The organism is Pseudomonas sp. Eth.TT006 (assembly GCF_054456575.1).
Genome location: NZ_JBTJEN010000021.1, coordinates 33,215 through 52,350 on the forward strand (window position 1 = coordinate 33,215; position 19,136 = coordinate 52,350).

General features: G+C 61.5%; 20 protein-coding genes. 2 read left to right on the forward strand and 18 right to left on the reverse strand.

All coding sequences use genetic code 11. The features are described 5' to 3' along the window. Positions 1–51: 51 nt before the first annotated feature. The 5 genes from fabG to ACXR0M_RS24805 all read right to left on the reverse strand — a co-directional run bounded on the left by fabG (position 52) and on the right by ACXR0M_RS24805 (position 3,611). The gene (fabG, locus tag ACXR0M_RS24785; protein WP_007967600.1) at positions 52–792 is read right to left on the reverse strand and encodes a 3-oxoacyl-ACP reductase FabG; all 741 of its coding nucleotides are present in this window, start codon (positions 790–792) and stop codon (positions 52–54) included. Between the two features lie 16 nt (positions 793–808). Beyond that, positions 809–1,747, reverse strand: coding sequence for an ACP S-malonyltransferase (gene fabD, locus ACXR0M_RS24790; RefSeq protein ID WP_458834280.1), 939 nt, complete (start codon positions 1,745–1,747; stop codon positions 809–811). A gap of 125 nt (positions 1,748–1,872) precedes the next feature. Further along, on the reverse strand, positions 1,873–2,883 hold the full coding sequence (gene plsX, locus ACXR0M_RS24795) for a phosphate acyltransferase PlsX (protein ID WP_458834281.1): 1,011 nt from the start codon (positions 2,881–2,883) through the stop codon (positions 1,873–1,875). Positions 2,884–2,887: 4 nt separating this feature from the next. Continuing rightward, a complete protein-coding gene (gene rpmF, locus ACXR0M_RS24800; protein ID WP_003179396.1) occupies positions 2,888–3,070 on the reverse strand; it encodes a 50S ribosomal protein L32 in 183 nt (60 codons plus the stop codon). Positions 3,071–3,083: 13 nt separating this feature from the next. Then, positions 3,084–3,611 carry a YceD family protein gene (locus ACXR0M_RS24805; protein WP_038364482.1) on the reverse strand — a complete coding sequence of 176 codons (528 nt, stop codon included), beginning with the start codon at positions 3,609–3,611 and terminating at the stop codon, positions 3,084–3,086. A gap of 105 nt (positions 3,612–3,716) precedes the next feature. Here ACXR0M_RS24805 and ACXR0M_RS24810 point away from each other — a divergent pair, with 105 nt between their 5' ends. Next, on the forward strand, positions 3,717–4,295 hold the full coding sequence (locus ACXR0M_RS24810) for a Maf family protein (protein ID WP_458834282.1): 579 nt from the start codon (positions 3,717–3,719) through the stop codon (positions 4,293–4,295). A 71-nt stretch (positions 4,296–4,366) separates the two neighbouring features. Here ACXR0M_RS24810 and sppA read toward each other — a convergent pair whose 3' ends face one another. The 3 genes from sppA to rluC are packed head-to-tail and all read right to left on the reverse strand — an operon-like array spanning position 4,367 to position 6,992. Further along, a complete protein-coding gene (gene sppA / locus ACXR0M_RS24815; protein WP_458834283.1) occupies positions 4,367–5,356 on the reverse strand; it encodes a signal peptide peptidase SppA in 990 nt (329 codons plus the stop codon). 24 nt (positions 5,357–5,380) lie between these two features. After that, positions 5,381–6,043 (reverse strand): HAD-IA family hydrolase, encoded by a 663-nt coding sequence (locus ACXR0M_RS24820; RefSeq protein ID WP_458834284.1) that lies wholly within the window; start codon positions 6,041–6,043, stop codon positions 5,381–5,383. Next, entirely contained in the window at positions 6,030–6,992 is a 963-nt protein-coding gene (gene rluC / locus ACXR0M_RS24825) for a 23S rRNA pseudouridine(955/2504/2580) synthase RluC (RefSeq protein WP_007950779.1), read from the reverse strand. The genes ACXR0M_RS24820 and rluC overlap by 14 nt, the downstream gene beginning before the upstream one ends. A 699-nt stretch (positions 6,993–7,691) precedes the next feature. Here rluC and rne point away from each other — a divergent pair. Next, positions 7,692–10,934, forward strand: coding sequence for a ribonuclease E (rne, locus tag ACXR0M_RS24830; protein ID WP_458834285.1), 3,243 nt, complete (start codon positions 7,692–7,694; stop codon positions 10,932–10,934). 102 nt (positions 10,935–11,036) lie between these two features. Here rne and ACXR0M_RS24835 read toward each other — a convergent pair whose 3' ends face one another. From ACXR0M_RS24835 to ACXR0M_RS24880, 10 genes are all read right to left on the reverse strand, one after another. Beyond that, entirely contained in the window at positions 11,037–11,627 is a 591-nt protein-coding gene (locus ACXR0M_RS24835) for a nucleotidyltransferase family protein (RefSeq protein ID WP_458834286.1), read from the reverse strand. A 75-nt stretch (positions 11,628–11,702) separates the two neighbouring features. Further along, positions 11,703–14,024, reverse strand: coding sequence for a xanthine dehydrogenase family protein molybdopterin-binding subunit (locus tag ACXR0M_RS24840; protein WP_458834287.1), 2,322 nt, complete (start codon positions 14,022–14,024; stop codon positions 11,703–11,705). Next, complete coding sequence (locus tag ACXR0M_RS24845; protein WP_458834288.1) at positions 14,021–14,491, reverse strand: (2Fe-2S)-binding protein; 471 nt, start codon at positions 14,489–14,491, stop codon at positions 14,021–14,023. Before ACXR0M_RS24845 ends, ACXR0M_RS24840 begins: the two co-directional genes overlap by 4 nt. A gap of 122 nt (positions 14,492–14,613) precedes the next feature. After that, complete coding sequence (gene murB, locus ACXR0M_RS24850; protein ID WP_458834289.1) at positions 14,614–15,633, reverse strand: UDP-N-acetylmuramate dehydrogenase; 1,020 nt, start codon at positions 15,631–15,633, stop codon at positions 14,614–14,616. After that, positions 15,630–16,094, reverse strand: coding sequence for a low molecular weight protein-tyrosine-phosphatase (locus tag ACXR0M_RS24855; RefSeq protein WP_458834290.1), 465 nt, complete (start codon positions 16,092–16,094; stop codon positions 15,630–15,632). The genes murB and ACXR0M_RS24855 overlap by 4 nt, the downstream gene beginning before the upstream one ends. After that, positions 16,094–16,858 (reverse strand): 3-deoxy-manno-octulosonate cytidylyltransferase, encoded by a 765-nt coding sequence (gene kdsB / locus ACXR0M_RS24860; RefSeq protein WP_458834291.1) that lies wholly within the window; start codon positions 16,856–16,858, stop codon positions 16,094–16,096. The genes ACXR0M_RS24855 and kdsB overlap by 1 nt, the downstream gene beginning before the upstream one ends. After that, entirely contained in the window at positions 16,855–17,040 is a 186-nt protein-coding gene (locus tag ACXR0M_RS24865; RefSeq protein ID WP_003174668.1) for a Trm112 family protein, read from the reverse strand. Before ACXR0M_RS24865 ends, kdsB begins: the two co-directional genes overlap by 4 nt. A gap of 21 nt (positions 17,041–17,061) precedes the next feature. Next, positions 17,062–18,072: a tetraacyldisaccharide 4'-kinase gene (lpxK, locus tag ACXR0M_RS24870; protein WP_458834292.1), complete on the reverse strand. Its 1,011-nt coding sequence runs from the start codon at positions 18,070–18,072 to the stop codon at positions 17,062–17,064. After that, a complete protein-coding gene (locus tag ACXR0M_RS24875) occupies positions 18,072–18,500 on the reverse strand; it encodes an ExbD/TolR family protein (protein ID WP_105705320.1) in 429 nt (142 codons plus the stop codon). The genes lpxK and ACXR0M_RS24875 overlap by 1 nt, the downstream gene beginning before the upstream one ends. Further along, on the reverse strand, positions 18,497–19,132 hold the full coding sequence (locus tag ACXR0M_RS24880; protein WP_025112997.1) for a MotA/TolQ/ExbB proton channel family protein: 636 nt from the start codon (positions 19,130–19,132) through the stop codon (positions 18,497–18,499). Before ACXR0M_RS24880 ends, ACXR0M_RS24875 begins: the two co-directional genes overlap by 4 nt. Between the last annotated feature and the right edge of the window lie 4 nt (positions 19,133–19,136).

Consider the following 19,136-nt stretch of genomic DNA (forward strand, 5'->3'; position numbering starts at 1 on the left):
ATTTTAGACAGCTCGTATGACATTTTTTTGAAGCAATCCGTCACATTTTACTTACATGTACATCCCACCGTTCACCGGGATTGTAGCCCCAGTGACGTATGCCGCACCGTCGGATGCAAGAAAAGCGACCACGGACGCGATCTCTTGAGCTTGCCCCAGACGACCCAGCGGAATCTGCGTCTGCAAGGCTTCACGCTGTGCTTCAGGCAGTTCGCGGGTCATATCGGTGTCGATAAACCCTGGGGTTACCGAGTTGACCGTAATCGAACGCGAACCGACTTCACGCGCCATTGCCCGGCTGAAACCTTCCAGACCGGCCTTGGCGGCTGCATAGTTTACTTGGCCGGCGTTGCCCATGGCACCCACCACCGAGCCAATACTGATAATTCGACCCCAGCGCGCCTTGGTCATGCCACGCAAAACGCCCTTGGACAGGCGATACAGACTGTTCAGGTTGGTATCGATCACGTCGTACCATTCATCGTCTTTCATGCGCATCATCAGGTTATCGCGGGTGATACCGGCATTATTGACCAGAATCGCCGGCGCACCGAACTGCTCCTGAATGCTCGCCAGCACTGCACTGACCGATTCGTCGCTGGTGACGTTCAGTTCCAGGCCCGTGCCCTGGATACCGTGCTCTTTCAACGTCGCGGCAATCGCTTCGGCGCCTTTGGCGGAGGTCGCGGTGCCAACAACGATGGCGCCCTGACGACCCAGTTCCAGGGCGATAGCCTGGCCGATACCGCGGCTTGCACCGGTGACCAGTGCAACTTTACCTTGCAGACTCATGCAAGTTTCTCCTGATTCAGGCCAGCGCTGCACGGGCGGCAGCGAAAGCGTCTGGGGTATTGAGGTTGGAAGTCGAAACGCCTTCGGCGCAACGTTTGTTCAGACCGGCCAGGACTTTGCCCGGCCCGCACTCGACCAGACTGGTGGCGCCCTTGGCAGCCAGCGTCTGCACCGATTCAACCCAGCGCACGGGTTTGTACAGTTGTTCGAGCAGATCGCGCTTGAGGGTTTCCAGATCGGCCGGCACTTGCGCGCTGACGTTCTGTACCACCGGGATCTGCGGCGCCTGCCAGTCGATGGCGGCGATGGATTCGGCAAAGCGTTCGGCAGCCGGACGCATCAGTTCGCAGTGCGACGGCACGCTGACTGGCAGCGGCATGGCGCGCTTGGCGCCTTTGGCTTTGCACAGTTCGATGGCACGCTCAACGGCAGCCTTGGCGCCGGCAATCACAACCTGGCCTGGGGAATTGAAGTTGACCGCGCTGACCACGTCGCCTTGCGCCGCTTCGGCGCAGGCTGCCAGTACGTCAGCGTCTTCCAGACCGAGAATGGCGGCCATGCCACCCTGCCCGGCGGGAACCGCTTCCTGCATCAACTGGCCACGGCGCTCAACGAGCTTCACCGCGTCAGCCAGGCTCAGGCTGCCGGCAGCAACCAGCGCACTGTATTCACCCAGACTATGACCGGCAACGAATGCCGGACGCGCGCCGCCTTCAGCCAGCCACAGACGCCACAGGGCGATCGAGGCGGTCAGAATGGCCGGTTGGGTCTTGTCGGTTTGATTGAGCAGCTCTTCCGGACCTTGCTGGGTCAGTGCCCACAGGTCGTAGCCCAGAGCATCGGAGGCTTCTTTGAATATTTCGAGAATCAGCGGATGTTGCGCGCCCAGCTCGGCCAGCATGCCGAGGGACTGCGAACCCTGTCCTGGAAAGACGAATGCGAGGGAAGCAGACATGTAACAAGCCCCTAATGATCTTGTCGTCGGAAAAATGGCATCCCGCTAGAGGGACGCAAGAAACTGACAGTTGGATGGCCCTTTGAACCGGGCGGTCACATTTAAGCATTGTCCGACGAAAACGCCTAAGACAACAAATCCTCAAGACGACCATGGAGACGCTCGGGCAGATTCTCCTGAATCTCGATCAGTGCGCGCTGAATCGCACTCTGAAAGCCCTGCACCCCAGCCGAACCGTGACTTTTCACCACAATACCCTGCAAGCCGAGAAAGCTTGCGCCATTATGTCGCGCCGGCGCCAGATCAGCCTGCAGACGCTTCATCAACGGCAGCGCCAGTGCCCCCACAGCGCGTGACGCGAGGTTTTTCTTGAACAACGCCTCGATGCGCGCCGCGATCATCGTCGCCAGACCCTCGCTGGACTTGAGCAGAATATTGCCGACAAAGCCGTCACAGACCACTACATCCGCTTCACCGCGATACAGACCATCGCCCTCGACAAAACCGATGTAGTGGATGCCACGCGCCGCCTGCAACAAGGTCGCGGCCAGCTTGACCTGCTGATTGCCCTTGATGTCTTCGGTGCCGATATTCAGTAGCGCCACCCGTGGCCGGGCAATGCCCAGCGTCTGCGCTGCGACTGACCCCATCACCGCGAACTGCAGCAAGTGTTCGGCGCTGCAATCGACGTTGGCGCCGAGGTCGAGCAACTGGCAGTAACCCTTCTGCGTCGGAATCGCCGCGACCATCGCCGGCCGGTCAATCCCCGGCAAGGTCTTGAGCACGAACCGCGACAACGCCATCAGCGCACCGGTATTGCCAGCGCTGACACAGGCCTGCGCCTTGCCGTCACGCACCAGTTCCAGGGCAACACGCATCGACGAATCCGGCTTGCCACGCAAGGCCTGGGTCGGTTTTTCGTCCATGGTGATGACTTCAGACGCCGGGACAATCGTCAGGCGCGCGCGATCGGCAGCCGACTGGCCGTTGATCAGTTCTTCAAGAAGGGAGGGTTGACCGACGAGGGTCAGGTGCAGCGAGGGCGTAGCAGAAAGGCAAGCAAGGCTGGCCTGAACAATGCTGCGGGGACCGAAGTCCCCGCCCATTGCGTCAATCGCGATGACTTGAGCGGACAAGTGATTACTCGTCAGCGCCCTTGTCGATCACTTTACGGCCACGGTATACGCCTTCTGGCGATACGTGGTGACGCAGGTGAACTTCACCAGTGGTTTTTTCTACAGACAGGGTGCTAGCCTCGAGAGCGTCGTGCGAACGGCGCATGTCACGGGCAGAGCGGGATTTTTTGTTCTGCTGAACAGCCATAATTGATTAACTCCTAAACGTTTGGGTCACGCTTTAACTGCGCCAATACACTGAACGGGTTGGACCGCGTTACCTCGTCCTCGCTCGGTTCGGGTTCATCTGCTCCCGCCGGCTGCTGGCATTCTTCCGGATGATGAGCAGGCACAATGGGCAAGGCGAGCAGAAGCTCCTCCTCGACCAGCGACTGCAGATCCAATGGATCTTCGCCCAGTTCCAGCACGTCATAACCTTTCGGTAACGACTGGGTATTCGCACCCTCCTTCACTACAGCGTAACTGCATTCGCTGTGGATCGGCAGGGTGACCAGCTCAAGACAACGCTGGCAAACCATTTTGACTTCGGTGTCGATAAAGCTGTGGATTACCACAGATTTACGTTCATCTCGTTCAAAAACGAATTTGGCCTGCACCGTACCGACATCGTCGGAAAGCGGGTCGCAGAGTCTCTTCAAATCGGCCAGCAGCAGTTCACCTTGAAGGGTGGTGCCACGGTCAGCCAATTTGCGCGGGTCAACGTGAGGTGGAATCGGGTCATTCAACATAGGCGCAGCATTATAGGGATGCCCCCACCCATGTCAAAGGAAATTGTGCCCTGTCCGTCACTTGCGTGCCTCCGCTAGAATTCGCACCTGCCTCAGGAGACGCCCATGCTGCCTTTATTACTTGCTTCCAGCTCGACTTACCGTCGGGAACTGCTCGCCCGCCTGCACCTGCCGTTCGTCTGCAGCTCGCCGGATATCGACGAAAGCCACCAACCAGGCGAATCCGCCATCGCACTGGTCAAGCGTCTCGCCGAACAGAAAGCCCGGGCACTGGCTGCCAGTCACCCGGCTCATCTGATCATCGGCTCGGACCAGGTCGCCGTGCTCGGCGAGCGCATCGTCGGCAAACCCCACACCTTCGACAAGGCCCGCGAGCAACTGCTGGCCGCCAGCGGCGCCAGCGTGACCTTCCTCACCGGCCTCGCCCTGCTCAACAGCCAGACTGGCCATTGCCAGGTCGACTGCGTGCCCTTCACCGTACACATGCGCCAGCTCGACGAAGCGCGCATAGAGCGTTACCTGCACCTGGAGCAACCCTATGACTGCGCCGGCAGCTTCAAGGCCGAAGGTCTGGGCGTGAGCCTGTTTCAGTCCACCGAAGGGCCGGACGCCACCAGCTTGATCGGCCTGCCGCTGATTCGCCTGATCGACATGTTGCTGGCCGAAGGCGTGCAAATCCCTTAAAGCAAAAGATCGCAGCCTGCGGCAGCTGTAGGAGCTGCCGCAGGCTGCGATCTTTTGTTCTTGAAAACCAATCAGCGCAACGATGGCCCGTGGAAACCCATCCACATCGCCAACTGCTCAGCCACGCTGGCACCGAGCTTCTTCGAGAAGCGATCGAACGGCGATTCCTGAACGGTGAAATCCACCAGCTCTTTCTCGCCAATCACATCCCGCGCAACCGAACTGGCATTGCCCAGACCATCGATCAAACCCAGTGGCAGCGCCTGCTCGCCGGACCAGACCAGACCGGAGAACAGCTCCGAATGCTCCTTGTCCTTCAAGCGATCACCGCGACCCTGCTTGACGCTATTGATGAACTGCTTGTGCGTGGTGTCCAGCACGGTCTGCCAGAACGCAGTCTCGTCAGGCTTCTGCGGCTGGAACGGGTCCAGGAACGACTTGTGCTCGCCCGAGGTGTAAGTGCGGCGCTCGACACCCAGTTTGTCCATGGTGCCGACAAAGCCGTAACCCGCCGCCGTCACGCCGATGGAGCCGACCAGACTGGCCTTGTCGGCATAGATCTGATCCGCCGCACTGGCGATGTAATAGGCGCCGGACGCACCGAGATCGGAAATCACCGCATACACCTTGGTATCCGGATGCAGGCCGCGCAGACGCTTGATCTCGTCGTACACGTAACCCGATTGCACCGGGCTGCCGCCAGGACTGTTGATCCGCAGGATCACGCCCTTGACCTTCTTGTCCTCGAAAGCCGCCCGCAGACTGCCGACAATATTGTCGGCGCTGGCAGGCTCCTTGTCGGCGATCACCCCAGTGACGTCGATCAGCGCGGTGTAGTTCGGACCGCGGGTGGCGCTCTTTTCCATGTCCATCAGCGGCGTGAACAGGATCAGCGCAACAAACAGATAAACAAACGTCAGCAGCTTGAAGAAAATCCCCCAACGCCGCGAGCGACGCTGCTCCTGCACGCCAGCCAGCAACGTCTTTTCCAGCAGCTTCCAGCTTTTCTCGTCACCGTCGTCGGCACTTGCCTTGGCCGGTGCTTTCCATTCGTCGGTCATGCGCGGTACCCCAGCAAAATCGTATTAAGCCTGCTGCCCCAGCCAGGCGTGCAATTCAGAAAAACGGTCGATCGACAGGTGCGGCTCGAACTGCTGCAGCGATTCGATCGACTGCGCGCCATAACTGACCGCCACAGAGGCCATCCCGGCGTTGCGCGCCATCAGCAGATCGAAGGACGAATCGCCAACCATCAATGCGTGTTCAGGCCGCACGCGACAATGCGCGAGAATCTGTTCCAGCATCAGCGGATGCGGCTTGCTCGCCGTTTCGTCGGCAGCGCGGGTGATATCGAAATAATCTTCCCAGCCATTGGCCTTGAGCACCCGATCCAGTCCGCGACGATTCTTGCCGGTCGCCACCGCCAAGTGATAACCCTGCTCGCGAAACGACGCCATCGACTCGACTACACCTTCGAACAACGGCGAAGGTACGGCTTCGGCCGCGATGTAGTGATCGGCGTAATACTCGCGAAACAACGTCATCTCGGCATCGCTGATCGCCGGGTACAAGGTACGGATCGCCTCGGGCAAGCCCAGGCCGATGATGCCTTTGACGGCAAAATCATCACGCAACTCGAAACCGGAACGGGCGGACGCCGAATGCATCGCGTCGACAATCCGACCAATGGAATCGGCGAGGGTGCCGTCCCAATCGAAAATCAGCAGTTTGCAATCAGATGGGCGCACTCAATCGCTCCACAGTCTTGGCCCACATTTCATCGACCGGTGCCTGCAACTTCAACTCACCGCCATCGGGCAGCGGCACGGTCAGCATGTAGGCGTGCAGGAACAGGCGCTTGCCGCCCAGATCGCGGATTTCCTTGCTGAAACCGTCATCGCCGTACTTGGTGTCACCGGCAATGCAGTGCCCGGCGTGCAAGGTGTGCACGCGGATCTGGTGCGTACGACCGGTGATCGGCTTGGCTTCGATCAGGGTGGCAAAGTCGCCGAAGCGGCGCAGGACCTTGAACACGGTCACCGACTCCTTGCCCTCCTCCTCGTCGACTTCGACCATACGCTCGCCGGAGCGCAGATTGCTCTTGCCGAGCGCCGCACGGACCTGCTTGATCGAAGTCGCCCAATTACCGCGAACCAGCGCCATGTAGCGTTTGTCGACACCGTCACCGCGCAATGCCGCGTGCAAGTGCCGCAGCATGCTGCGCTTCTTGGCGATCATCAGCAGACCGGAGGTGTCCCGGTCGAGACGGTGAACCAGCTCCAGCTCCTTGGCATCGGGACGCAACTGACGAAAGGCTTCGATCACCCCGTAATTCAGGCCGCTGCCGCCGTGAACCGCAATGCCGGCGGGCTTGTTGATCACGATCAGGGCCTTGTCTTCGTAGACGATCGAGGCTTCCAGGCGCTGCAACAGCCCTTGGGCCAATGGCACCGGCTCGTCGCGTTCAGGCACGCGAACTGGCGGCACGCGCACGATATCGCCGGCCTGCAGCTTGTATTCGGGCTTGATCCGGCCCTTGTTCACGCGCACTTCGCCTTTACGCAAAATGCGGTAAATCAAGGTCTTGGGCACGCCTTTGAGCCGGGCAAGGAGGAAATTGTCGATTCGTTGGCCGGCATACTCCGGCGAGACTTCAAGCAGTTGAACGCCTGGAGTCGAAGGGGCAGTAGTTGTCATGCCGCGGATGATAACAATTTTTATGGAATTGAAGCACTTAATCATTGCTGCTATAGTCGCGAACGCCGCCAAAAGCGGCCTGGACAGCGGAACCACGGTCAAAAACCGGCCCTGACCAACGCAATTCACCAGGACGCGAGGCCGTCCTACGGGGCTTTCGCTACGTAACGGTGGAGTTTGCAGTTGTAACAAGCGCAGGTGACATGAGGCCTGAATTACACCGTCGAGCAGAGTTTTCACTCGCCCGAGAGGCAAACATTCAAGGCCAGTTCACAAAGTGCAGTCAGCTGCGAATGACCCCGAGCGAAAGCTTCGGAAACATCGCCTGAATTAGCCATGATGCGTGACCTCCCCTTTCGGAGCTCACGGTAAATGCCAACCCGCTGCGGATTCTGCGCGCGGCAGCACCCGAATTATCAGGGATACGTGTAGGGTGGAGATGCACAACCGCTGGACTGTGTAGCAATAGGCTTTATCAAGACGCTTCATCTCGTCCACAGCCACTGGTTGATTCCTCCTCCTGACTGAGTGCTTAAGTAGCCACAGCAAGCAGGACGCGTACGTCGCGATATCGGCCCAATTGGCCTGACATCGCTGGACACGGGAATGGCCAACCACTCCCGACGCACCTGACACCGACCGTGAGAAGTCGTGTGTGCCGAACGCCGTTTCCGGCAGCCCGGAAACCGACGGTACTACATGAAAAGAATGCTGATTAACGCAACTCAACCCGAAGAGTTGCGTGTTGCACTGGTAGATGGCCAACGCCTCTACGACCTGGACATCGAATCCGGTGCACGCGAGCAGAAGAAGGCCAACATCTACAAAGGCCGTATCACTCGCATCGAACCAAGCCTTGAGGCTGCCTTTGTCGATTTCGGCTCCGAGCGCCACGGCTTCCTGCCCCTCAAAGAAATCTCCCGCGAATACTTCAAGAAAGCCCCTGAAGGCCGCGTCAACATCAAGGACGTCCTGAGCGAAGGCCAGGAAGTCATCGTTCAGGTCGAGAAAGAAGAACGTGGCAACAAGGGCGCAGCCCTGACCACCTTCATCAGCCTGGCCGGTCGTTACCTCGTACTGATGCCGAACAACCCGCGTGCCGGCGGCATCTCCCGTCGCATCGAAGGCGAAGAGCGCAACGAACTGCGTGAAGCGCTGAACGGTCTGGTCGCTCCGGCCGACATGGGTCTGATCGTGCGCACTGCAGGCCTGGGCCGCAGCAGCGAAGAAATGCAGTGGGACCTCGACTACCTGCTGCAACTGTGGACCGCCATCAAAGAAGCCTCGCTGGATCGCTCCGCGCCATTCCTGATCTACCAGGAAAGCAACGTGATCATCCGCGCCATCCGCGATTACCTGCGCCAGGACATCGGCGAAGTGCTGATCGACAGCGTCGAAGCCCAGGACGAAGCCCTGACCTTCATCCGCCAGGTGATGCCGCAGTACGCCAGCAAGATCAAGCTGTACGAAGACAGCGTGCCGCTGTTCAACCGTTTCCAGATCGAAAGCCAGATCGAGACCGCTTTCCAGCGCGTCGTTGAACTGCCTTCCGGCGGCTCCATCGTCATCGATCCGACCGAAGCCCTGGTGTCCATCGACATCAACTCGGCGCGCGCCACCAAAGGCAGCGACATCGAAGAAACCGCGCTGCAGACCAACCTTGAAGCCGCCGAAGAAATCGCCCGTCAGTTGCGCCTGCGCGACATCGGCGGCCTGATCGTCATCGACTTCATCGACATGACGCCTGCCAAGAACCAGCGCGCCGTGGAAGAGAAAGTCCGCGAATGCCTGGAAGCCGACCGCGCTCGCGTGCAGATCGGCCGCATCTCGCGCTTCGGCCTGCTGGAAATGTCCCGTCAGCGCCTGCGTCCATCGCTGGGCGAAAGCAGCGGCATCGTCTGCCCGCGCTGCAACGGCACCGGCATCATCCGTGACGTTGAATCGCTGTCGCTGGCGATCCTGCGTCTGATCGAAGAAGAAGCCCTGAAAGACCGCACTGCCGAAGTGCGCGCGCAGGTGCCGATCCCGGTCGCCGCGTTCCTGCTCAACGAAAAACGCAACTCGATCACCAAGATCGAACTGCGCACCCGCGCCCGTATCGTCATTCTGCCGAACGATCACCTCGAAACCCCGCACTTCGAAGTTCAGCGCCTGCGTGACGACAGCCCGGAAGCTGCGACCAACCAGTCCAGCTACGAAATCGCTGCTGCCGCTGCCGAAATCGAAGAAGTCCAGCCAGCCGCGGCGACCCGCACCCTGGTTCGCCAGGAAGCTGCCGTTAAAACTGCACCGGCCCGCGCCAATGCTCCGGTTCCAACCGAAGTTGCCGCGCCTGCCGCCGCTGCACCGGCCCCGGTTGCCGCGCCAGAGCCAAGCCTGTTCAAAGGCCTGGTGAAGTCGCTGGTCAGCCTGTTCGCCACTAAAGAAGAGCCAGCCGCTCCGGTCGTGGTTGAAAAACCGGCCACCGAGCGTCCGGCACGTAACGAAGAGCGTCGCAACGGTCGCCAGCAGAGCCGCAACCGTAACGGTCGCCGCGATGAAGAACGCAAGCCGCGTGAAGAACGTGCACCGCGTGAAGAACGCGCCCCACGCGAGCCGCGTGAAGAGCGTCAGCCACGTGAAGCCCGTGAAGTTCGCGAGCCACGTGAAGCCCGCAGCGAAGCCGCACCGGCCGCCCGCGAAGAACGTGCTCCACGCGCCCCGCGTGAAGAACGTGCACCGCGCGCTCCACGCGAAGACCGCAAGCCGCGTGGCGAGCGCGAAGAGCGTGTGCGTGAACTGCGCGAACCTCTCGACGCTGCCCCGGCCGCGCCAGTGGCTGCCGCTGCAGCGGTGGTTGCCGAAGAGCGTCCGGCGCGTCAGCCACGCGAAGAGCGCGCACCGCGTCCGCCGCGTGAAGAGCGTCAACCGCGCGCCGAACAGGCCGCTGCTGCCGTCGCTGAAGAAGAAGTGAACAGCAACGAAGAGCAACTGCCGGAAGACGGTCAGGACCACGCCGAAGGTGATCGTCCACGTCGTCGCTCCCGTGGTCAGCGTCGTCGCAGCAACCGTCGCGAGCGTCAGCGTGATGCCAACGGCAACGTGATCGAAGGTTCGGAAGAGTCCGAATCCGGCGAAAACACCGAGGCTCCGGGCACCGCCGATCTGGCTGCCGGCCTGGCCGTGACCGCCGCCGTGGCCAGCAGCGTGATTAGCGCTCCTGCGGAAGCACAGGCTCACGAGCAAGCCGAACGCGCCACCGCTGCCACTCTGGAAAACGCTCCAGTGGAAGCGCCGGTGGTTGAAGCCACCACCCCGGTGGAAGTGGTTGCCGCTCCGGAAGTCGAAGTCGCCCCGGTTCGCGAAGCTCAACCTCAGGTTGAAGTCGCTGCCGAGCCTGCTCCGGTTGTCGAGGCACCGGTTGTGGCTGCAGAGCCTGCGGTTGAAACCGTCGCTGAAACCGTGACCGAAACCGTGCGTGAAATTCGCGAAGAACAGACCGCTTTCAACTGGGTTGCCGAGCCAGCCGTCGCTGAAACGCCAGCGCCAGCCGTCGAAGCCCCGGCGGTTGAAGAGGCCAAGGCCGCCGAGCCAGTGGTGCAAGCCGCTGAACCTGCTCCGGCGCCAGTGGTTGAAGCGCCGGTCGTCGAAGCGCCAGTGGTTGCACAAGCCCCGGCCCCGGTGGTTGAAGCCGCTCCAGCCAGCGCCCTGACGCCTAACGGTCGCGCACCAAACGACCCACGTGAAGTGCGTCGCCGCAAGCGTGAAGCCGAGCGCCTGCAGAAGGAAGCCGAACTGGCTGCCGCTGCAGCGCCGGCAACTGAAGTGGTCGAAGCGCCTGCCGTGACTGAAGAAGCCGTGGTTGAATCGGTCATCGCCGAAGCCCCGCGCTCCGTTCAGGACGCGGTCGAGCATCACCAGCCGGCCGAGGAAAAAGAGCACGAGCCTAAACCGCTCGTCTGATTCCAAAGGCCAATAAAAAGCCCCGCCTGAGCGATCAGGCGGGGCTTTTTTATATTCAAAATCAAAAGATCGTCCGAAGGCTGCGATCTTTTGATCTGTCTTTTATTTGAAAACCAACGCCTCTGGCACATCGATATCCCACAACACCCCCGGATCATCCACCGCCACCTCCACCACCCGCCCCTGCCTGAACAACCCCCTGGCACCCCGATCGCCGCTCAGCGCCTGCAGCTCCGGTCCGAACGAACGCCCGAAACCCACCGGATGGCCAAACCCGCCCGCCTGCACCGGCACACTCACCGCATCATCGGCAATCGCCGCCGCCACCCGCTCAATACTCGAGGGCAGGATAAACGGCATATCCCCCAGCACGATCAACCAGCCATCCGCCTGCGGACACGCTGCGACGCCTGCGGCGATACTGTCGCCCATTCCAGTGGATTCAATCGACACCACATCACAGCCATAAGCCTGCGCCATGCGCATCACCTGCGGCCGTGCCTCGGTGGTCACCAGCACGCGCTTACCGAGGTCGGCCGGCAGATTCACCAGCACCTGTTCAATCACCGAACGCACCGCACCATCGCGCCCGGTGCAATCGGCGAGCAGTTTGTCTTTATCCGCACCGGCAATCTGGCGAAAACGACTGCCCTCGCCCGCCGCCAATACGATGACTGCGATGGATCGCTTCATACATCCTCCTCACGACAGCTATCCGGCGCAGCGCCATTCGCGCACGCTGCACCGAACGTTGAGTTGGCGCAGTTTTTACGCCTGCGCCTTCTGCCAGCCCTGCAACTGATAACGCACCGGCAGATTGCGGATGCGCTGACCGGTGGCGGCGAAGATCGCGTTGCACAGCGCTGGGGCAATCGGCGGCACACCCGGTTCACCAACACCGCCCAACGGCACGTCGCCCGGCGGCGTCACCAGATGCACTGCAATGTCCTTCGGCGCCAGCGACATGCGCGCCACTTCGTACATATGGAAATTGTCCTGCTGGACCTTGCCGTCCTTGAAGCTGATTTCACCCAGTACCGCGTTGCCCAGGCCCATCACGCAGGCGCCTTCGAACTGCGAGCGGATCCGCTCAGGGTTGATCTGCGGCCCGCAATCGACGGCGATGTCGGCCTTGTGCACGATCAGCGTGCCATCGTCCTTGACCTCGACTTCGATCACCGCCGCCACATAGGTGACGAAGCTGTAATGCACCGCCAAACCCAGCCCACGCCCCTTGGGCAGGGTCCGCCCCCAACCGGCAGCCTTGGCCGCAGTTTCCAGCACCGTGCGCATGCGCCCGGTGTCGATCGGGTAGCGCTCGGGAGATTCGCCGTAATTCCACTCTTCGCTGAGGGTGCGCGGGTCGATCTGCCGGTCCGGACCGAGCAGCTTGATCTGATACTTGAGCGGATCGACGCCGGCCTTGTGCGCCAGTTCATCGACGAAACTCTGGATCGCAAAGCCGTGGGGAATGTTCGACACCGAGCGATACCAGCCGACCCGGGTGTGCACCTTGGCTTCCGGGTTTTCCAGGCGCACATTGGGTATCGCATAGGCCATGTTGGTGAAGCCCATGCCCAGTTCGAACGCCGCCTCATGGTTCATGCCGGGAGCGAACAGCGCGGTGATGCTCGGTGCCACCGTACGGTGCAGCCAGCCAGAGGGCATGCCGTCCTTGTCGACAGCGGCCTTCAGGTACTCGGCGGACACCGTGTGGAAATACGAGTTGTGGATGTCATCCTCACGGGTCCATTGCACCCGCACGGCTTTGCCGGGGAATTCCTTGGCGAGGATCGCCGCCTCGATGACGAAATCCGGTTTCGATTTGCGCCCGAAACCGCCACCCAGCAGCGTGACGTTAACGGTGACGTTATCGAACGGCAGCCCCAAGCGTTCGGCGATACGCTCGCGGGTCACCTGTGGCGCCTGACTTGGCGCCCACGCCTCGCACGTGCCGTTGTTGTAGCGGGCGATGGCGACCATCGGTTCCATCGGCGCCTGGGCCAGATGCGGCAAATAGTAGGAGGCTTCGAGGCTGCTGGCCGCGCCGCTCAGGGCCTTGTCGATATCGCCGGTATTGCGCACGACCTTGCCGGGCTGGCGCGACGCTGCTTCCAGTTCCTGACGATAAGCGACCGAGTCGTAACTGGCGTTGGGGCCGTCGTCCCACTCGATTTTCAGCGCCTCGCGCCCCTTGATCGCTGCCCAGGTATTGCTGGCGACCACCGCCACACCGCCCAACGGCTGGAATTCCGACGGCAACGGACGGCTTTCGATCTGTATGACTTTCAGAACGCCAGGGACTTTCAGTGCCGCGCTGTCATCCAGCGATTTGACCTTGCCGCCGTACACTGCCGGCCGGGCGACGGTGGCGTAGAGCATGCCGTCGAAATGCACATCGGCGCCGTACACCGCGCGACCATTGACGATGTCGGCACCGTCGATGGCCTTGGTGCCGTCCTTGCCAATGTAGCGAAATTCCGACGGTTGTTTAAGGCGCAGGCTGTCACGCGCCGGCACCGCCAGCGCACTGGCAGCGGCAGCCAGTTCGCCATATCCCAGCTCGCGGCCGGACGGTTTGTGCAGGACCTTGTGCAACTGCGCGTGACACTCGCCCACCGGTACCTGCCACTGCGCGGCGGCGGCCTGTTCGAGCATGGTCCGGGCCGCTGCGCCGCAACGACGCATCGGTTCATACCAGTGGCGCATGCTGCGCGAACCGTCAGTGTCCTGATTGCCGAAGCGCACTTCATCGCCCGGTGCCTGCTGCACTTTGACCTTGGCCCAGTCGGCGTCCAGTTCATCGGCGACCACCATGCTCAGACTGGTGCGCACGCCCTGGCCCATTTCCGAACGATTGCACACCACCGTGACCGTGCCGTCCGCCGCAATGCTGACGTAGACCTTTGGATCGTCGATCCAGCCGTTGGGCATGCCGTCGGCGCCGAACTTCTTCGGTGCATCTGCCGCCAACGCATCCTGCCAACCCCAGGTCGCGGCCAGCACCAAGGCACCGGTGGCGCCAACGCCTTTGAGGAAACCCCGGCGGCTGAGGTTGCTCAGGGCAAAATCATTCGGCAAGCGGCTCATGCCTTGGCCTCCTTCAGGTGAGTGGAAGCCTGGCGGATGGCGGTCTTGATCCGGTTATAGGTGCCGCAACGGCAAATGTTGCCGACCATCGCCTCTTCGATCTGCTCGTCGCTCGGGTTCGGATTGGTCTTGAGCAACGCGGTGGCAGACATGATCTGACCGCCCTGACAGAACCCGCACTGCGCCACGGCGCTGTCGAGCCAGGCTTGCTGGACGACCTGGCCAACCGGGTCGGCGTGCAGGTTGTCGATGGTGGCGACGTCCTTGCCGACTACCGAGCCAATCGGCGTGATGCAGCTGCGCGCCGGCAAGCCGTCGATATGAATGGTGCACGCGCCGCACAGGCCCATGCCGCAGCCGAATTTGGTGCCGTTGTAACCGGCGACATCACGGATAGCCCAGAGCAGTGGCATGTCTTCGGTGACGTCCAGTTGATGGTCCTGGCCATTGAGTTTCAGGGTAATCATGGGCACGCCCGCATATTATTGGTAGTTGCAAGCTGCTAGCTACAAGCTTCAAGGAAAAGCAGTAGCTAGCTCACGATCTGGAATTGTAGCTTGAAGCTTGAAGCTTGAAGCTTGCAGCCGCTTCAATACCGATTGGGCTCCATTTCCAGCTCGACATTGAAACGTTCGGCAATATCTTTCTGGATGCGTTGCGCCAGTTCCAGCAATTGCAGGCCGGTGGCCGTGCCGTAATTGACCAGCACCAGCGCCTGCAATTTATGCACGCCGGCATCGGCCTCGCGAAAGCCCTTCCAGCCCGCGCGCTCGATCAGCCAGCCGGCGGCCAGTTTCATCTGCCCGTCCGGTTGCGCATAGGCCACCAGATCCGGGTGCTGCTGCTTGATCTGCGCCACCAGCGCCGCCGGCACCAGCGGATTCTTGAAGAAGCTGCCGGCATTGCCGAGTACCGCCGGGTCCGGCAGTTTTTCGCTGCGGATGCTGCAGATCGCGCGACTGACATCACTGGGCGTCGGTTGCTCGATGCCCAGTTCGGTCAGGCGCTGGCGCACCGGGCCGTATTCCAGATGCAGATGCGCGACGCGATCCAGCTTGAAGCGCACACGCAGAATCAGCCAACGCCCCGGTTGCTGCTTGAACAGACTGTCGCGGTAGGCGAAGTTGCACTCCTCCAGGCTGAAGTCACGCAACTCGCCGGTCTGGCGATCCAGCGCCGTGAGGCCGGCGAACACATCCTTGATCTCGACCCCGTAAGCGCCGATGTTCTGCATCGGCGCCGCGCCCACAGTGCCGGGGATCAGGCTGAGGTTCTCCAGACCGGAAAAACCCTGCGCCAGCGTGTGCTGCACGAAGGGATGCCACGGTTCGCCGGCTTCGGCCTCGATCACCACGCGATTGCCGTCATCGCTGATCAGCCGAATGCCACGGCTGGCCATGCGCAGCACCAGTGCCGGGATATCCGCGGTCAGCAGCAGATTGCTGCCGCCGCCGATCACCAGCAACGGCACGTCATGGCCCGCGGAATAAGCCAATGCCTCGCGAACATCGGCGTCGCTGTGGGCCTCGGCAAACAGCTGCGCGCGAACGTCGACGCCGAAACTGTTGAACGGCTTCAGCGAAACCTGCGATTGCAGTTGCAAACTCATAACCGGCCCTTCACTTCTATCAACAGTTGGTCACACGCGGTTTCGATCAGGTCCAGCACCTGTTCGAAACCGTGATCGCCGTCGTAGTACGGATCTGGCACTTCGTCGACTACACCGGCGTAACGACGCAAGAACAGGTCCAGTTCCGCCTTGCCGGTGGACGGTTGCAGCGCCTTGAGGTTGCGCAGGTTGCTGTGGTCCATGGCCAGAATCAGGTCGTAACTGGCGAAATCGGCGCGGCTGACCTGTTGCGCACGTTGCGTCGACAGATCATAACCACGCACTTTGGCTGCGGCCTGGCTGCGTTTGTCCGGCGGGTTGCCGACGTGCCAGTCACCGGTGCCGGCGGAAGCCACTTCGACCTGATCGGCCAGCCCGGCTTCACGCAGTTTGTGACGCAACACGCCTTCAGCGGTGGGCGAACGGCAGATGTTGCCCAAGCACACGAACAGAACGCGCATCAGGCCCCCAGCAGGCGACGAACGCGCTCGAGGTCTTCAACGGTGTCGACGCCGGTGGGCGGTGCGATCAACGCGTCGGCCACATGAATCCGCACGCCGTGCCACAGGGCACGCAGTTGCTCCAGCGATTCAGTGTTTTCCAGCCAGCACGGGCCCCAGTTCACGAAGTCCTGAAGGAACCCGGCGCGGTAGGCATAAATACCGATGTGTCGACGGTACGGCACGCCTTCGGGCAACTGCTCGCGGCTCTTGGCGAAGGCATCGCGCGCCCATGGCAGGGTCGCGCGGCTGAAGGTCAGGGCCAGACCGTTGAGGTCGCTGACGACTTTGACCACGTTCGGGTTGAACAGGGTCTCGACGTCTTCGATCGGCTCGGCCAGTGTGGCCATGCGCGCTTCGGTGTGGGCCGCGAGGTTGGCCGCGACCTGATCGATCACGCTCGGCGGGATCAATGGCTCGTCACCCTGCACGTTGACCACGATCGCGTCCGGCGCCAGGCCCAGTTTCGCCGCGACTTCCGCCAAGCGATCAGTCCCGGAATTGTGGTCTTCACGGGTCAGCACCACTTCGGCGCCGAAACCCTGGCACGCCTCGACGATGCGCGCATCGTCAGTCGCCACCACCACACGGGCGGCGCTGCTTTTGCGCGCCTGTTCCCAGACGTGCTGGATCATCGGCTTGCCGGCGATGTCCAGCAGCGGCTTGCCCGGCAGGCGGGTCGAGGCGTAACGCGACGGGATGACAACGGTGAAGGCAGTGGTCATTTATCCAGACGCTCGTCGGTGGTCAGGGTGCGTGCTTCGCTTTCCAGCATCACCGGGATGCCGTCACGGATCGGATAGGCCAGACCGGCGCCCTTGCTGATCAGTTCGGTCTTGTCGGCGCTGAGCTTGAGCGGGCCTTTGCAGATCGGGCACGCGAGGATGTCGAGCAGTTTGGTGTCCATGAACATTCCCTGGATAAAGAGTTAAGGCAAAAGACGATCGGGCAGCAGGCGCAGCAATTGGCTGTCGAACCAGGCCACGAAGGCCGCTGACGGCACGGCATCGACGGCCAGATACCACCAGTCGTCCGCCGCGAAGGCACGGCACTTCACCGCGTCCTTCTCGGTCATCACCAACGGCAATGACGGTGTGAAATTCAAGGCCTGCACGCTGTATTCGGCGTGGTCGGCAAACGCATGGGGGATTGCCCGCCAGTCTAGCGCTTCGAGGGTATTGAAGAAACGTTGCGGATTGCCGATCCCGGCCACAGCGTGCACGGATTGACCGGGGGCAAAATGATCCAGCGGCCGGCGTTCGCCGCTGCGCAGATTGACCAGCGCCGTCGGCTGCAGGCGAAACGCGAAGCCATCGTCACGATCCGCCGTGGCACCGTTGAACAGCACGCCGTCGACGCTCTGCAAGCGCTCGATCGGCTCGCGCAATGGCCCTGCCGGCAGACAGCGTTTGTTGCCCAGGCCCCGGGCGGCATCGATCAGCACCAGCTCCAGATCGCGGGCCAGCCGGTAATGCTGCATACCATCGTCGGAAAGAATCAGATCCAGCGGTTCGCTGGCGAGCAAGGCTTTGACCGCTGCGCTGCGATCCGGGTCGATCATCAACGGCGCGCCGGTACGTTGCACGATCAACAGCGGTTCATCACCGGCGATATCGGCGCTCTGCTCGGCCTCGACCCGCCACGGAAAATGCGGCGGCTTGGCGCCATAACCACGGCTGACCACGCCAACGCGCAAGCCGCGGCGGCGGCAGTGTTCGATCAGCCACAGGATCATCGGCGTCTTGCCGGTGCCACCGACGGTGATGTTGCCGACCACGATCAACGGCACTGGCGACCGATAGATCTGGCCTTCGCCGTCGAGAAAGCGCTGGCGCTTGTTGACCACCACGCGGCGGTAGAGCATTTCCAGCGGCCGCAACAGCGTCAGGGCCGGATGCCCCTGATACCACGCGGCGAGCAAGCGATCGGACAGGCTCATCAGGATTTGGGCGCCGCCTCGACCGTGGTCATGCGCAGATGGCTAAAACCGAGCTTGCCGGCCGCGTCCATGGCGGTGATCACCGATTGGTGCTGGGTCTTGCCATCGGCGCTGATCGACAGCGGCATGTTGGTGTCACCGTTGGATTCTTTCTGCATGGCTTCCATCAGGGTCGCCAGATCGTTCTTCGGCAGAATCTTGTTGTTCACCGAGAACACGCCTTCAGCGCTGATCGCGACATCCAGTTGCTTGAGCTGCTGATCTTCGGCGGGCGAACCGCTGACCGCTTCCGGCAGATCGACGCGCAACTGGGTTTCGCGGGTGAAGGTGGTGGTGACCACAAAAAACAGCAGCAGGATGAACACCACATCGATCAACGACGCGAGGTTGATGTCGATCGTTTCCCGGGGCTTGCGACGGAATTTCACGCTTTTTCCCCGGCCAGATCGACGTCACGGTCGCCCTGCACCACTTCGACCAGTTTGATCGCTTCCTGCTCCATACCCACCACCAGCTCATCGATGCGCCGTTGCAGGAAACGGTGGAAGAACACCGACGGAATACCGACCATCAGGCCCGCTGCGGTGGTGATCAGCGCCTTGGAAATACCGCCGGCCAATACCGAGGCGTTGGTGGTCATGCCGGAACCGGTGAAGGCGCTGAAAATGTCGATCATGCCCAACACAGTGCCCAACAGGCCGAGCAACGGCGACATCGCGGCAATCGTGCCCAGCGCGTTGACGTAGCGTTCGAGTTCGTGGATCACCCGCGCGGCGGCTTCTTCAATGCATTCCTTCATGATCTCGCGACCATGCTTGGAGTTGGCCAAGCCCGCGGCGAGGATTTCACCCAGCGGCGAATTGGCGCGCAGTTCCTTGAGTTTTTCCTTGTTGAGCTGCTTGTCCTTGATCCAGACCCAGACCTGGCCCAGCAGATGCTCGGGGGTGACGCGACTGGCGCGCAGGGTCCACAGGCGCTCGGCGACAATCGCCATGGCCGCGATGGAACTCAGAATGATCGGCAACATCATCCAGCCGCCGGATTTGACCAATTCCCACACAGTG

What these genes read in the sequence shown, in the direction of transcription:
- fabG (WP_007967600.1), bottom strand. Translation starts at nt 792, where the DNA reads ATGAGTCTGCAAGGTAAAGTTGCACTGGTCACCGGTGCAAGCCGCGGT.
- fabD (WP_458834280.1), bottom strand. Translation starts at nt 1,747, where the DNA reads ATGTCTGCTTCCCTCGCATTCGTCTTTCCAGGACAGGGTTCGCAGTCC.
- rpmF (WP_003179396.1), bottom strand. Translation starts at nt 3,070, where the DNA reads ATGGCTGTTCAGCAGAACAAAAAATCCCGCTCTGCCCGTGACATGCGC.
- ACXR0M_RS24805 (WP_038364482.1), bottom strand. Translation starts at nt 3,611, where the DNA reads ATGTTGAATGACCCGATTCCACCTCACGTTGACCCGCGCAAATTGGCT.
- ACXR0M_RS24810 (WP_458834282.1), top strand. Translation starts at nt 3,717, where the DNA reads ATGCTGCCTTTATTACTTGCTTCCAGCTCGACTTACCGTCGGGAACTG.
- sppA (WP_458834283.1), bottom strand. Translation starts at nt 5,356, where the DNA reads ATGACCGACGAATGGAAAGCACCGGCCAAGGCAAGTGCCGACGACGGT.
- rluC (WP_007950779.1), bottom strand. Translation starts at nt 6,992, where the DNA reads ATGACAACTACTGCCCCTTCGACTCCAGGCGTTCAACTGCTTGAAGTC.
- rne (WP_458834285.1), top strand. Translation starts at nt 7,692, where the DNA reads ATGAAAAGAATGCTGATTAACGCAACTCAACCCGAAGAGTTGCGTGTT.
- ACXR0M_RS24835 (WP_458834286.1), bottom strand. Translation starts at nt 11,627, where the DNA reads ATGAAGCGATCCATCGCAGTCATCGTATTGGCGGCGGGCGAGGGCAGT.
- ACXR0M_RS24840 (WP_458834287.1), bottom strand. Translation starts at nt 14,024, where the DNA reads ATGAGCCGCTTGCCGAATGATTTTGCCCTGAGCAACCTCAGCCGCCGG.
- ACXR0M_RS24845 (WP_458834288.1), bottom strand. Translation starts at nt 14,491, where the DNA reads ATGATTACCCTGAAACTCAATGGCCAGGACCATCAACTGGACGTCACC.
- murB (WP_458834289.1), bottom strand. Translation starts at nt 15,633, where the DNA reads ATGAGTTTGCAACTGCAATCGCAGGTTTCGCTGAAGCCGTTCAACAGT.
- ACXR0M_RS24855 (WP_458834290.1), bottom strand. Translation starts at nt 16,094, where the DNA reads ATGCGCGTTCTGTTCGTGTGCTTGGGCAACATCTGCCGTTCGCCCACC.
- kdsB (WP_458834291.1), bottom strand. Translation starts at nt 16,858, where the DNA reads ATGACCACTGCCTTCACCGTTGTCATCCCGTCGCGTTACGCCTCGACC.
- ACXR0M_RS24865 (WP_003174668.1), bottom strand. Translation starts at nt 17,040, where the DNA reads ATGGACACCAAACTGCTCGACATCCTCGCGTGCCCGATCTGCAAAGGC.
- lpxK (WP_458834292.1), bottom strand. Translation starts at nt 18,072, where the DNA reads ATGAGCCTGTCCGATCGCTTGCTCGCCGCGTGGTATCAGGGGCATCCG.